We start from the raw sequence: 12,843 nt of genomic DNA, 5'->3' as shown, positions 1-12,843 counted from the left end.
GCCGCCTTAGCTCAGTCGGTAGAGCATTTCACTCGTAATGAAAAGGTCAAGAGTTCGATTCTCTTAGGCGGCTCGCATCAGGGCAGGTCAGAGGTAGTTTCCACAGCCTCGGTCCTGCCCTTTTTCGTGCCCAAGGCACGTTTACGGCACGGTTTCAGCGAGGAGCCAGCTTGTTGAGTACTCCGCTTGCGTCTGGTGCCATCGCTGCGCGCTCGATGTAGTGCTTCTCGGTCACTGCGCTACCCGAGTGCCCGAGCTGTGCCGACGCCGCGCTCAGTCCCAGTTCGCGCTCGATCATCGTCCCCACGGTCTTGCGGAAGCTGTGCGGCTTCACCCAGGCGTAGTCGTCGCCTCGCACTTGTCTCCACGAAGTCCGGACGTTTCCCGGCCACCGAGGTGTACCGAGCCGAGACGGGAACACCAGACCCTCGGCCGACGGGATACCGCGGTCCCGCTGCCTTCTCAGGGCATCGGCTGAAAAGGTGGGGATCGTCACCGTGCGCCGTCCGCTCTTCGTCTTTGGGTGGTCCTGTCGAAACACTCCAGTGCCGGCCAGCTCGACAAGCGTCCCCGCAACGGTCACCACTACGGGGCCATCACCATCGAGGCCGGAGACGTCCTGCCATCGCAGCGCGAGACATTCGCCGATTCGGGTACCCGTTCCTATCATCACGTCGATGATCTCTGCCAGATCGTGGGCGCGTTCCGGGCCGAACCGCTTGCGCCCGTTCCCCAGGTCTCGGTCCTGCCATGCGGAAACTCGCCGTCGTAGCTCGTGCACGTCGTCGACGTCGAGTGCTCGTGCCTGGTTGCTCGAGGTCGGAGCCGGACTGGTGTCCGAGACAGGGTTGTAATCGACGGCGTCGAGGCGTGCCGCGAGCGCGAACGCCTGACTGAGGATGCCGCGCGCGTCCCGCTTACCCGAATCGGTCCGCACGGCACGCAGGAACGTCTCGATGCGGCCCGTGGTGGCCTCGTGTAGTCGGACCTTGCTCAGTCCGGGCGCAATGACCTTGTCGATGCAGCGTTGATACCCGGCAAGCGTCTGCAGTGAGCGCGTACCCCTCGGTGGAGGCGTGGCGATCCACAGCGCGAGCAGTTCACCCACCGTCGACTTGCCTGTGAGTCCGCTGCCACCTTGGGAGCGCTGCCGGTCTCGCAGCGAAACCTTCAGCGCGGTCTCAGCTTTCGCACCGCTCGCCCCGTTCGCCTTGACCTGACGGGTCGTGCCGTCGTAGTCGCGGTATCGGGTCCGAGCCACCCAGGTGCCGGTCGGATCGCCGTTGCTGTCCTTGAGCTCGGTCCGGGTGATCCTGCCCCACGTCCCGAGTTCGAGCGGCGGCCTAGGCATCACGAACCGTCCAGCTATCTGGCTCCGACCGGAGGCGTTCCAACAGCGAGTCGAGCTTCGCATCGATGAGAGAAAGTGTGCGTTGAGCTTCCTCGCGCGTTCCCCACAGGCCGTCGGACCCATCCTTGTCAGCGAGGGCCGCGTCCACCGCCACTACGTCGCGCTTCAACTTGAGGTCGGCGTATTCTCGCGCCTTCGATATGCGTGTTGTGTCCACGTGGTCACCCGAAGGATTGACGCCCTGACCACTAAACCATTGCGCTGCATCGAGACTCGACGAACTGACGTCTGGGAGTACCTGAACGGGGCCGTCGGGCAGGTGGGGGTAGATCAACGTTATTGGGGGGACCTCGAGCGCAGCCGCGATGGCAACGAGATCGGTCACTGGGATGGCTTTACGCTTCCCCGTTTCGTACTCGGATATTGCGGTGCGTGAGATTGGATGACCCAGTTCTGCGGTCCGTTCCGCAAGCCACATCGCAGGCCGTCCCTGTCGGTGAAGTCGAATCTGCTCGCCGATTCGCGCGGTGGTTTCACTAGCCCATGCCGTCATTTCAGTCAGCATATCCGCTCCCTTGCGCGGATTCCAGACGGTGTGTAGCGTCGCAGTCATTCCAGTCAGGAATGCGCAGTCTGTGATTTGAAACCAGTCAAGGAGAGTCATGACACCCGATGAGCTGCTCGCCCTCGGTACGAGCACTGACATCCCGACGTCCTGCAAGGCGCTTGGGATCAGCACGAGTAACGGCTACGCCCAGGCGAAGAAGGGAGAATTTCCGGTGCGCGTAATCCGAGTTGGTTCGCGGTACGTCGTGCCCACTGCAGGCTTGCTGGAGCTGCTAGGAGTACAGCGGTCTCCCGCCTCGGGCGCGGCCTGATGCCACTCACGCCCGACCCGTATGAAGTCGAGAGTTTCCCGGAGGAACTCGCAAACGAAAACGCCCCCGACGCGGCGGCAACCGCGATCGAGGGCAATGAATCCATTCCCAGCAGAAGGAAGAAGATCTCATGACCATCATAGCGACGGCACCGACAAGTGCCGAAGTGCACGCCCGGCTCGAGCCCGACGGCATGGAGCTGACCGTCTTGGCCGAGGTCGTCCGTGGCCCGTTCAAGGCGGCGATCAAGAGACACGACGCGAGGGACGGTGACGAGCCCTACTCGGACGCCCCGCAGATCGAGATCGACTGCAGCGAGCAGGACGGCGGCGAATGTTTTTGTGACCTAACCATTCTCCCGCATTATGTGGACGATTTCTTGCACGTGGCGATCGAGATCTGGGCGGACTTCAAGGTCATCTCCGGCGGCATCGAGATCGAGCGTGACGGCGGTGCATTCGTCGGAGAGTGGTTTGTCTCGGCCGGTACTAAGGGCACACCGAGCCGCTACATCGGAGAGGAGAAGCGCGAGGTGTTTGCGAGCACCACGTGGCAGGAGAACGACTGTGGACAACGCACTCAGCCGTACGTAGCCATCACGGCCGGGCCGTGCGTCGGTTTTCTGCCGTCGGAAGCGATGACGTTCGCTCTGGAGTGTGTCGAGGAGTCCGCCAGGGCCAAAGCCATCGAGGCGCTGGGGGTGACGGCGGCATGACCATCGACGTCATCAAGATCGACTGCACTTCGTGGTGTGTTGATGGTGATGGGCACCCCACCGAGACAGGGCGGGCTGACCAGAACTGCTACGGCATCGACAACTACGTGAACCTCAGCCTCGAAGAGGTCGAGAAGGATTCTTACGGGTCGTACTCATCGCGATTGGGGGTGACTCCCTACCGTGGGTTCAATCAACTGCCGACGGCGTACCTCCACGTTGACCTAATTCAACACGAGCTCGGGAACATCGATCGGGCGGTTCATCTCACCGCTACCGAGGCCCGAACTCTCGCAGCCGCGCTACTGACAGTGGCCGACACGATCGCCGAGGTGGCCTGACATGCCGATGATCACGACGCAGGTTGACTGCCCGACACCGACGATCACCCGATCCGGCTCGTTCACCACAATCCGCTTTGACCGAGGCCTGGCGCTCCAACTCGATCACGACGAGTGGACTGCGCTAGTCGAAGCCGTCGTCGCGACCGCAGCCGTGAGCGCAATTATCGACCACCAACGTGCGATCACACGCGACGAGAATGCCGTTCGTTCCGACGCCGAACTTCGGGAGGCCTTGCAGTGACGCCTACGGAGATCGTCCTGACGGTCGTTCTCATCATCGAAAATCTGGCGCTCATCGCGTCCGGATTCCATTCCTACACAGCTGAATAGCAACACACGTCATCAAAGGTCTGCCAACCAAATGACGAAACCCCGGCTACTCGGGTCATCAATCCGAGTAGCCGGGGCCAGAAAGGGACACGCCATGTCCAACACCACCCATCCTACCGAAACCGACCCCACCAATGCCCAGCCCACCGAACTCTGGCCGATCGAGCTGAACGATCCACCACCACTGAACAGCATTCTCGCGTTCGTCGGACCCATGATCCTCGAAACCCGAGACCGCGGCGAAGGCCGACTCAGCCCCCTCCCCATAGCAGGCACTCCCGACTGGGAGACCGCACCTGATCGAGTGAAATGGGCGGCCATCGCAGTCCTCGCACTCGAAGCGGCATGGATGTCCGAACGAGGACCAGTCGAGCGTGTGGCCTACAGCGAATCCGTCGAACGCGTTGCGGCCGAGATGAACTGGGGAGCCTACGGATATGAGGTCGGCTACGAAACCGGCCGACGCGATCAGGCCACTATCGAACGACGAACACGGCGTAACGCCGAGAAGCGAAGGAGCACAGCAGCGTGAGCGACGAGGAGTACGCCCTACCGAAACTGTGGAAGGCCACCGACCTGACGGCAGCGGCGCAACCGAAGTGGCTCGCTCGAGGTCGCATCCCCCGCGCTGCGATCAGCCTGCTCGTCGGCGACGAAGGCATAGGCAAGTCCCTGTTCTGGGTTCTCATCGCGGCCGCCGTCACCACCGGCCGAGCGTTGGCCGAATTCGGAATCCCCCGCCGCGATCCGGAGAACGTCATCGTGGTAATCACCGAGGACGACTGGGCCCCGGTCGTGCTGCCGAGGCTCATCGTCGCCGGGGCGGACCTCGACCGTATCTCGGTGATCTGCACCGAGGACGACGGATCGGGAGCGCCGATCTTCCCGCGGGACATGCACGTGGTGACCGACGCCGATGTAGCGCCAGGACTGATTGTGGTCGACGCCTGGCTCGACACCGTGCCGTCGAACCTGTCGGTCAAGGATCCCCAGCAGGCCCGCCGAGCCCTGCATCCATGGAAAGAGGCCGCGGTGAAGACAGGGGCGGCCGTGTTGCTGTTGACCCACACCAACAGGCTCGCGAGCGCCAACGCACGAGACAAGTACGGCGCGACTGGTGAGCTACGGAAGAAGGCTCGCATGGCGCTGTTCGCACAGGCCGACCCAGACGACGAAGGTCACCTGTTGATCGGGCCGGAGAAGGCGAACTCGGCCGGCAAGGTCGTGGCGTCGAAGTTCGCGATCGTAGCTGTGTCGCACTTCGCCTCCACACCCGACGACGACGGGACCGTCCCGAGGCTCGACCTGATCGGTGACTCAGCACAGACCATGAAGGAGCACATCTCGAATTCGTTCGACGGGCAGTCCGGTGAGCAACGCGGCGACTACACCGGTGCCGCCGCATGGCTCGAGGACTATTTGACCCAGCAGGGACGGTGCCCGGCGAAGCAGGCCAAGACCGAAGGAATCAAGGCCGGACACAACGAGCGCACCATCGAACGCGCCGCCAAGAAACTGAAGGTCGTCTCGGAATATCAGGGGTTCCCGCGTATCGCTCACTGGTCGCTACCGAGTGTTGTCGACCTGTCACCGGACGAGTTCACGGTCAGGACCGACAGCACCGACACCGACACCCATCACTCAGAACGTGTCGGAACTGTCGGTACTGAGCCTGACCAGCAGAAACGCGATGTCGGAACTGGGCATGAATTGCAGCTCCGACACCCCCATGTAGACGTCGGAACTGGTGTCGGAACTGCCTCCGCCGATCATGCCGAGCCACCCTCACCGACCGCCGGCGGTTTCACCAGCGGGGACATGAACGACCCCCCTGTTACTCAAACCGTGTCCTCACTTGTCCCTACTGGCGATGACCAGGCAAAACAGAATGTCCCCACTGGTGTCCCCACTGAGGAAAACCCCAGTGAGGACATAGGTCAGAACAGTGTCACCACTGCACCCGATGATCGGGGCGGACCATCCGAACCGACCCGCTGGAGAGTGTCCGGCGAAGTGGTCGAGACACCGCCCCGTCTTCACGTCGTGGCGGACACCGACAAGAGGGTGACCGCTCTGCAATGGGTCACCGATCACGTCATGGAGCTCATCGACGCCGGTACGACCACCGTCGAGTCGAGCACCGTGTACGGCGCTGGCGAAGCCGCCGGGTTCAGGATCGACAACCTCAGGCAGGCCGTCAAAAAGTGCGAACTCATCGGGGTAGCGGCCCGCAAGGGGTCGGGCACCGTGTGGTCACTCGGTACCGGAGGCGCGAACACCATCGTCTCTGCCGAGGCGTGGTTGACCGAATGGCTCCGATCCACAGGTGACTCCTGGGTCAAAGCTGCGGATGTATACGCCGCCGGACTTCAAGCCGGGTACGGCCGAGATGCCGTCAAAGCTGCCAGTCGGGCCCCGCACATTCGCAAGCGCGGTCAATCCATCTCGACGGAATGGTCGGTCGCCTCATGACTCACGACCGATTCGGCGAACAACGCGACGACTCGACCGAACAACCGCACGACCCCCGCTGTAGGCGTGGATGGCTCGGCACCGATCTCGACGGCCGGCCTGTTCCATGCATTCTCTGCAAGCCCCACCTGTTCCGATCGGAGTCCTGATGAGCCGACGCAAGACCACCCCCGCTGCTGGGCAGCAGACGCCGCTCGAGATGGCGCTGACAGCGATCCTCATAGACACTCCGCGGCTCGATGGAGCGGCCTGTATCGGCCACTGCGCACTTTTCGACCCACCCGGTGACGGCGAACCACGAGACGCCGTCGATGCCAGACACCGAGCCGCAGCACGCGTCTGTTGGACTTGCCCCGCTCTCGACGCCTGCCGAGACTGGGCCACGGGTGAACCATCCTCCGGCAGCATCATCGCCGCACAGGTGATGTCGGCAACCGGACGTACGGACAACACCGACGCATCAGAACCCCGAGGTGCCGCGTGAACCTCAACCCCGAACAGCAGGCACTGGCGCTCTACGCCGTCAATACCCTAGTGACACAACGTCTTCGCAACAACAATCCACTCCCTCCCGGCATGCGCCGACTCCACCACGACCTCGAAGTAACTTCCCTGCACGGAACCGAAACCGTTGAGCAACAACAACAATGGAACCCGGAAGACATCATCGACACCGCCCAAGCGGCAGCCATCCTGGGATGCTCGACCCGCTGGGTCCGCGCGATCCGAAGCGACCTGGACGGCCTCATGCTCTCCGGCCGATGGGCCTTCCAGCGACAACACGTCATCGACTATCACCGAGAGAAAGGCGCAACCGAATGAGTTTGGTCCAGCTACAGAAGACAATCGAAGGCTACCGAAGGTCGGCAGCGGATCTCATGGATCGCTACAGCCGGGAACAAGCGGACATCGCCGCCGATGCCACTCTCACCGAGATCGGCAAGAGAGAAGAGCTCGGGCCGCTGCACGAGGAGGTTACGGCGAAGGTCCGCGCCCTCCTCGCCGAGGAGAAGATCGCCGTCGTCCGCAAGAGAGAGGCGCTCGAGAAGCTGGTGTTCGGTATCACCGCCACCAACACGAACGACATCGACTCCTATAGAAATGCACAGGACCGGGCCGAGGCCCTCACCGACCACGACGAAGCATGGACGAAGTACAAGAGTGCGCTGCGCTCGAACGACAAGATCCTCGCTCAAGCCATCCTCGGACAGGCACTCGAACGCGGATGGACTCGGATTACCAACGACTACTGCGATCGAAACCCCTCGACCCGCGAAGCACTCGAAGATCTCAAAGCGCTGAACGCATACTCGAACAACACGTTCGGCGTCTCCGTCCACTACATGGTGCCCGCGCTCAGCACCACTCCCACGCTGCCCGTTCCGGCCGTCAGCAGCGGACAACTCGCTGCTTGGATGACCAACGGCGGACGACAGTAGAACCACAGTGACCTGCGGCGTCGGCGTCAATGCGTGTTTCCTGTCTCCTTTCCGCGCCAAGGGCAGCCACGACGGTCATCCCCGAGCTGCACCTGCGCCGACGCCGCCCCCAGGGGAGGTACCCCTCACACACCACCAGCCGTCCTCTCCTGGCATAGGCCTAGGTGTGTGTCACCCATCCGAGAAAAATCGACCTATGGAGGCATAGATGGCCAGTAAGGCTGCCCGTCCAGTGCCGGCGGGATTGCAGGAGAGTGGCGCGGCTCTGTGGAGATCGACCACGGATGCCTTCGAGCTCGAGCCGCACGAGCTGACGACTCTGCGTGAAGTGTGCCGGACGGTCGATGCGATCGACGCCTTGCAGGCCGTCGTCGACCGCGATGGCGTGATGAACGAATCGGCACAAGGTGTGCGCGCTCATCCGGCGCTGGTGGAGTTACGTCAGCAACGGCTCGCGCTCACCAAACTCGTTGCAGCGTTGGCGATCCCCGCAGACGCTCTTCCGGGTCCGATGCGTGGGCAGTACGGCATCAAGGGAGCAGTGTCGTGAAGCGTCGCACGGACACCAGTGCGCCGACCACGAACCTGACCGTGTTCGATGGTCGCCGGTATCGAACACCAGCTGCGTGGAAGGCGGCGTTCGATGAGTTCCTTGCTGCCCGCGCGGCGTGGTCGCGGGAGAATGCCGGCGCGCAGCTACCGCCGATCGAGGTGAACGGGGACCAGCCATTCGACTGGGATAGGTTCCGTAAATCGACGGAAGGTAGGGAATGACGACGATCGCCGGTATCTACGGGACGCGCTCGAGCCCGCGCGGTGGCAGACCGATCCGGGTCGCCTGGATGCATTCACGGGTGGTCTACGAGCACGCGTACAGCGGTGATCTAACCGCGCGTGAGCGCAAGCTGCCTGTGATCGGCGGCAACCAGATGCACCGCCTCGAGCTGCTGTGACACCGTGACCGACGCGAGCAGGTTATTTGTTCGGCGCTTTCGTCGATGACCATTGCGAGGGCTGACTTGTCCGGCCCACTGAGATTTCGGCGTCAAACTCACCGCAGCCGGGGTGTTCGGTGAATTGACCGGTGGCGGAATGCATGAGCGGGTCCAGGTACCTTCCTGTACCCCTTAGCGCCGAAACGACAGCCCGCAGGACACCCGTGGAACGGCGCCTGCGGGCGTTGTCGTATCCCACCAATGGCGAGCAGAGGGTTGGCCACGTTGTCGGCAACGGTCGATAGGACAGACGGTAATTCGAACGGTTGATCCTCCACCTGATTGGTCCGTTTTGAGGGGCCCAATAGTTACGGTGGGTGGATGAAGATCAGCTCGGAGCAGCACGCGAAGTTTCAGCCATTCGTCACATCGGTCGGTGGCTACGCGCCGACGATCGTGATGCAGGGTCTGATCACGCTGACGGGCGGTCAGGTTCCTACCGCGGGCATCGTCGACCGTGCGTTCGACGACAGTTCCACGACGGTCTGGCGGGGCCTGTGGCTTACCCCGGCGGCTCTCGCTTTCGTGGAGTTCGAGAACACCGGCAATGACGACTGGCATGCAGGGCGTTCAGGGCGGGGTGAAGTGACTCGGACCGATGGTTGGGTTCGCCGGTTGTCGTCAATTTCGTCGATCCAACTGAGGGACGTTGAGGCGACCCAGCCCGACTTCAGCTCAGAGTATCCGTGGCGGGCGGGTGGTTCGATTCACTTCATTGACGGCGTCGAAGTTCAAGTGCCGCTTTTCGAGGGGTCAACTAGCTATTGGGTCGCGGACTCCGCTAGTGACTTTCTCTCGTCCGTCGCTGCAGAGTTTTCGCGTGACGCACCTGTGGCCTGACTGTGCCGGTCTCCCGTCGTATAGCTCTGGATCGTAACGGCGGGCGGGAGGATAGGACGTTCGGCGGCGGACCTCTCCTCACGATGGGCGATACGGACGCGGCTCGGCTGGTGCGCACGTACCCTCACGGCCATGACCAAAGATAGCGATGACGCGTTGGCGTCCGGTGCAAGCACACTTTCGGACGGGAAGACCGAGGACATCGTCGCCGAGGCGCGAAAGACCATTGCTCGTGCTCGCGCCGAGGGGCGTGACGACATTGCGCAGGCGGCGCAGAAGGTGATTGAAGAGATCACGGCCGCGCACACGAACCTCGAGGAGAAGCACCAGGAGCACATCGATGCACGCACCGAATTGGCCGAGGCTGAGGCTGAGTACGAACGTGCCGTGGCCGCGCTCAAGGAAGAGGAGCGTAAAGCTGGAGGCGTCTAGCTTTACGTTGCCGATCTGGATGTCTGCGGCGATCTGTCGGTAACGGCGGATACAGTGCGGAAGATACAGTTGGTGGTAAGTCCAGCTATGAAGCCACATGTCTACCTTGAAGGGAGATCGACAGATGACTACCGTGCACGACGTCGCTGCCTACATCCTGGGTAGGCAGGGTGCAATGACGACGATGAAGCTGCAAAAGCTTGTCTACTACAGCCAGGGCTGGTCCCTTGCCTGGGACGAAGAGCCGCTTTTCCCTGAAAGCATCAGAGCCTGGGCGAACGGGCCTGTTGTCTACGAGCTGTTTGACAAGCACCGCGGGAAGTTTCGCGTGGCCAAATGGCCGTACGGCACCGGCGATGCACTGACCCAGGAGCAGCGAGATACCGTCGATGCTGTGCTCGATTCGTATGGCGGATTGTCGGGTCAGCAACTAATTGAGAAGACTCACGGGGAACGGCCCTGGCTCGAAGCTCGGGGAACTCTTGGTGATGGCGCATACGGCAATGCCGAGCTTGACCAGCAAACGATGCAAGACTTCTTCGGTGGCTTAGTGACCGCAACCGAGGTCTAGCGATCTTGGCAGCAAGGCGTCAGGAGAAGAAGCTTGCCCGGCAGGCGAACAACCAGAGCGACAAGCGCATCAACGCGATGGCCGAGCCTTCCCGGAAGGGAAAGCTGCCGGTCGTAGCGCCGAGGTCGATCGACGAAGACCGGTTTGCTTGGTCTGCCCAAGCCGTCGATTACGACTACAAAGCTGAGTGGGATTGGGATCTCTCCCCGAGAGAGCTGTTCAATGTGCTCAGCCTGTTGTCAGGACTCTCGAACCTGACTTGGCGAGAGGTCAAAGCTCAGACCTACAACGGGAGGGGTCAGGCCCGTAGGGTGCTGCACAAGTCGCAACCAGTCGATTCAATATGCGCGGAGGCGCAAGCCCGACTTGAGTCGCTATCGATACAGACCGAGTCGGTGTTTCGCCTAAGGCACGGAAGCGATATCAGAGTGTGGGGCTACCTGGAGGGTGCCCTGTTTCACATCGTCTGGTACGACCGCGCGCATGCAGTCTGTCCCGTCGACTAGTTTGAGTTGGCAGCTCACTCAGTCGTTGAGTCGAGACTACGGTGAGTGGATGCCGACGACATCGACCCGCGAACGCCCTTTCGGGCGAAACTGCTCGCAGTGCGGATCACAGATCGAAGTGACAGTGCAATCGCACTACATAATGAATCATAGACGCGGCACCGAACCCTACAAGACGACCGAGAGCCCTGGAGAGTGCACCTCGGGGTGCGTCGGCATTGTGGAGTGACCAGGATGGGCACCTTCCGGCGGGCTATCGACACGTGCGCTGGCAGAGTCCTCAGAATCGACCGATTGAGTCACAGGGTCGGTTCGGATTGCTCCGAACCTGTCGTAGCCCATAGTTAGGTTCACGGTATGGAACTGGACATTGAGCACCGGAAGCTACTCGACGAACACCTCACTGCCACTTCGCTACCGCCGCGACACGTGATACACACCGTCGGGACGCTCGTCGACGCAAACGACATCGTGGTCTCGTTCACCGAGTACGACGCAACCGAGCCGACGACGTGGCGTGTCTTCGTTTTAACCTCAACCAACATCGTCCACACAGAGATCCAGTACGACACCGACAACTACGACCGCGAGGAAGAGTCCTCGCCTTGGCGGCGAACCAACCCACCCGCGATGACAATCAACGCGGCCTGGACGCGACCGATTCGAACCATCACCGGTCTCCACCTCACACAGGTAGGGGATCTCGTCGGAACCGACCTCGGACGCCCATGGTTCAGAACTGCATCGCACATCGCATTCGCCGACCACTCGACTATGACTCTCCCGAACGAAGAGCACTTGTACCGCGATGACGTTCGCCGTAGGGCAACCGACTTCGTTAAAACACTCCGCAGCCTGATTGTCTGAGCGGTGGCGTACTCGGCCCAATTGCAGCACATGGACACACCATGGCTCACCGTCGACGAGGCTCGCGCTTACGCGCGTTGCGGTCGGCAGCAGATGTACCGCGCACTGCATACCGGCGAACTCGTTGGCACGCAGCGCAAGCGGCCGCAGGGCACGTGGCGGATTCATCGCGACGATCTCGACGCATGGCTGCGGGGGAGTAACCCCGAGCAGTCGGCGACGAAGCTCAAGCGCGTCACCCCCGAACCGCGTCGGTTGCGGTACCGGTGATTGAGAAGCCTCTCACCGTCGCCGACGTAGCGGCGATGGTTCCGCACACCGCCGACTGGGTTCGGGATGCCGCGAACAGTGGTGCGCTCGAATCCCTTCCGCGCGGTGGACGCCGGCACATGTTCACCGAGGCGCACGTTGCCGAATGGATCAGCAGGGGAGCGCCCAAATGGCCGGTATGCCCCTAGATCGGTTTGCAACGCCACCTACCTACCGGTCCTGGGAATCCCCTCGGCTCGCGCTCCGATCCGACGCGGCAATCCGACGAGCCGCACGACGCAACGAATCCTTCAGCCCGTCACTGATACCGACACCTTCGAAGAGAGGCAGTGTGCGCTGCACCCACGACTCGATCTCGGCCTGGTCAGCGTCGGAAATTGCCACGCTTTTACCTCGTTCGGGGGTGACGTTTGGGTGGGGGTTCGCCGGCGGTCCAGGCGTCGAGATCGTCGATGTGGATCAGCCACGCACCCTGCGGTGCCGTCTTCTGTCGGCCCTTGAGCCCGGAGCCTGCTTTCAACTCTTCTTGATACAGAGCGTTGTAGATGCTTTGCCGGTGGCAGCGAGCATGTTCTGCCGCCTCTCGGGGACTGAGCCACGGCGATGTCGGTACCCGCACTGCTCGAGCCGTTCTATGCAGCTCTCCGCGGCGTTCACGTCGGGCGTCACCGCTCTCCGTCTCCGCAATGAGATCCGCTACCCGTTCGATGGCGGCTGCGAGCAACGTCGTGACCTCTTGGAGTTCGTCAGACGTCGCGGTCCACCGATGGCGTAGTTCCTCAACCTCACGGCGAGCAATCATCAGACGGTCGATCTCAGTCTCAACTGTTCGG

General features: G+C 62.1%; 20 protein-coding genes and 1 tRNA gene. 18 read left to right on the top strand and 3 right to left on the bottom strand.

Going from position 1 to position 12,843, the window contains the following annotated elements:
- Positions 1–73 (top strand) — tRNA-Thr (locus K414_RS0102320).
- Between the two features lie 81 nt (positions 74–154).
- On the opposite strand, the gene K414_RS25885 is transcribed toward K414_RS0102320, so the two are convergent.
- Positions 155–1,351, bottom strand: a complete 1,197-nt coding sequence (locus K414_RS25885) for a tyrosine-type recombinase/integrase (protein ID WP_051364899.1) — start codon at positions 1,349–1,351, stop codon at positions 155–157.
- Complete coding sequence (locus tag K414_RS29515; RefSeq protein ID WP_272913805.1) at positions 1,344–1,829, bottom strand: helix-turn-helix domain-containing protein; 486 nt, start codon at positions 1,827–1,829, stop codon at positions 1,344–1,346. Before K414_RS29515 ends, K414_RS25885 begins: the two co-directional genes overlap by 8 nt.
- 530 nt (positions 1,830–2,359) lie before the next feature.
- Here K414_RS29515 and K414_RS0102305 point away from each other — a divergent pair.
- The 17 genes from K414_RS0102305 to K414_RS0102210 all read left to right on the top strand — a co-directional run bounded on the left by K414_RS0102305 (position 2,360) and on the right by K414_RS0102210 (position 12,198).
- Positions 2,360–2,944, top strand: a complete 585-nt coding sequence (locus K414_RS0102305; protein ID WP_027494465.1) for a hypothetical protein — start codon at positions 2,360–2,362, stop codon at positions 2,942–2,944.
- A complete protein-coding gene (locus K414_RS0102300) occupies positions 2,941–3,285 on the top strand; it encodes a hypothetical protein (protein WP_027494464.1) in 345 nt (114 codons plus the stop codon). Before K414_RS0102305 ends, K414_RS0102300 begins: the two co-directional genes overlap by 4 nt.
- A gap of 1 nt (position 3,286) precedes the next feature.
- Positions 3,287–3,529: a hypothetical protein gene (locus K414_RS0102295; protein WP_027494463.1), complete on the top strand. Its 243-nt coding sequence runs from the start codon at positions 3,287–3,289 to the stop codon at positions 3,527–3,529.
- Between the two features lie 183 nt (positions 3,530–3,712).
- Positions 3,713–4,150, top strand: coding sequence for a hypothetical protein (locus K414_RS0102285; protein ID WP_027494462.1), 438 nt, complete (start codon positions 3,713–3,715; stop codon positions 4,148–4,150).
- The gene (locus K414_RS28085; protein WP_051364897.1) at positions 4,147–6,090 is read left to right on the top strand and encodes an AAA family ATPase; all 1,944 of its coding nucleotides are present in this window, start codon (positions 4,147–4,149) and stop codon (positions 6,088–6,090) included. The genes K414_RS0102285 and K414_RS28085 overlap by 4 nt, the downstream gene beginning before the upstream one ends.
- Positions 6,091–6,238: 148 nt before the next feature.
- The gene (locus K414_RS25870) at positions 6,239–6,574 is read left to right on the top strand and encodes a transcriptional regulator (RefSeq protein WP_202595039.1); all 336 of its coding nucleotides are present in this window, start codon (positions 6,239–6,241) and stop codon (positions 6,572–6,574) included.
- On the top strand, positions 6,571–6,912 hold the full coding sequence (locus K414_RS0102265) for a hypothetical protein (RefSeq protein WP_027494461.1): 342 nt from the start codon (positions 6,571–6,573) through the stop codon (positions 6,910–6,912). Before K414_RS25870 ends, K414_RS0102265 begins: the two co-directional genes overlap by 4 nt.
- Positions 6,909–7,529 (top strand): hypothetical protein, encoded by a 621-nt coding sequence (locus K414_RS25865; protein ID WP_051364896.1) that lies wholly within the window; start codon positions 6,909–6,911, stop codon positions 7,527–7,529. The genes K414_RS0102265 and K414_RS25865 overlap by 4 nt, the downstream gene beginning before the upstream one ends.
- Positions 7,530–7,737: 208 nt before the next feature.
- Entirely contained in the window at positions 7,738–8,079 is a 342-nt protein-coding gene (locus tag K414_RS0102255; RefSeq protein ID WP_027494460.1) for a hypothetical protein, read from the top strand.
- A gap of 220 nt (positions 8,080–8,299) precedes the next feature.
- Complete coding sequence (locus K414_RS0102245; protein WP_027494458.1) at positions 8,300–8,482, top strand: hypothetical protein; 183 nt, start codon at positions 8,300–8,302, stop codon at positions 8,480–8,482.
- 363 nt (positions 8,483–8,845) lie between these two features.
- Positions 8,846–9,364 (top strand): hypothetical protein, encoded by a 519-nt coding sequence (locus K414_RS0102240; protein WP_152530345.1) that lies wholly within the window; start codon positions 8,846–8,848, stop codon positions 9,362–9,364.
- 132 nt (positions 9,365–9,496) lie between these two features.
- On the top strand, positions 9,497–9,796 hold the full coding sequence (locus tag K414_RS0102235; RefSeq protein WP_027494456.1) for a hypothetical protein: 300 nt from the start codon (positions 9,497–9,499) through the stop codon (positions 9,794–9,796).
- 124 nt (positions 9,797–9,920) lie between these two features.
- A complete protein-coding gene (locus tag K414_RS0102230) occupies positions 9,921–10,367 on the top strand; it encodes a type II toxin-antitoxin system antitoxin SocA domain-containing protein (RefSeq protein WP_027494455.1) in 447 nt (148 codons plus the stop codon).
- A 5-nt stretch (positions 10,368–10,372) separates the two neighbouring features.
- Entirely contained in the window at positions 10,373–10,873 is a 501-nt protein-coding gene (locus tag K414_RS28080; RefSeq protein WP_051364895.1) for a hypothetical protein, read from the top strand.
- Between the two features lie 357 nt (positions 10,874–11,230).
- Entirely contained in the window at positions 11,231–11,740 is a 510-nt protein-coding gene (locus tag K414_RS0102220; RefSeq protein ID WP_027494454.1) for a hypothetical protein, read from the top strand.
- A gap of 3 nt (positions 11,741–11,743) precedes the next feature.
- Complete coding sequence (locus tag K414_RS0102215; RefSeq protein WP_051364894.1) at positions 11,744–12,010, top strand: helix-turn-helix domain-containing protein; 267 nt, start codon at positions 11,744–11,746, stop codon at positions 12,008–12,010.
- Positions 12,007–12,198: a helix-turn-helix domain-containing protein gene (locus tag K414_RS0102210; RefSeq protein ID WP_027494452.1), complete on the top strand. Its 192-nt coding sequence runs from the start codon at positions 12,007–12,009 to the stop codon at positions 12,196–12,198. Before K414_RS0102215 ends, K414_RS0102210 begins: the two co-directional genes overlap by 4 nt.
- A gap of 200 nt (positions 12,199–12,398) precedes the next feature.
- Here K414_RS0102210 and K414_RS25855 read toward each other — a convergent pair whose 3' ends face one another.
- Positions 12,399–12,812, bottom strand: coding sequence for a helix-turn-helix domain-containing protein (locus K414_RS25855; RefSeq protein WP_152530344.1), 414 nt, complete (start codon positions 12,810–12,812; stop codon positions 12,399–12,401).
- Between the last annotated feature and the right edge of the window lie 31 nt (positions 12,813–12,843).

Source organism: Rhodococcus sp. JG-3 (assembly GCF_000482405.1).
GTDB classification, from domain to species: domain Bacteria; phylum Actinomycetota; class Actinomycetes; order Mycobacteriales; family Mycobacteriaceae; genus Rhodococcoides; species Rhodococcoides fascians.
Note: the sequence above shows the minus strand (reverse complement) of the source record. Positions and strands in the feature narration are given on the sequence as shown.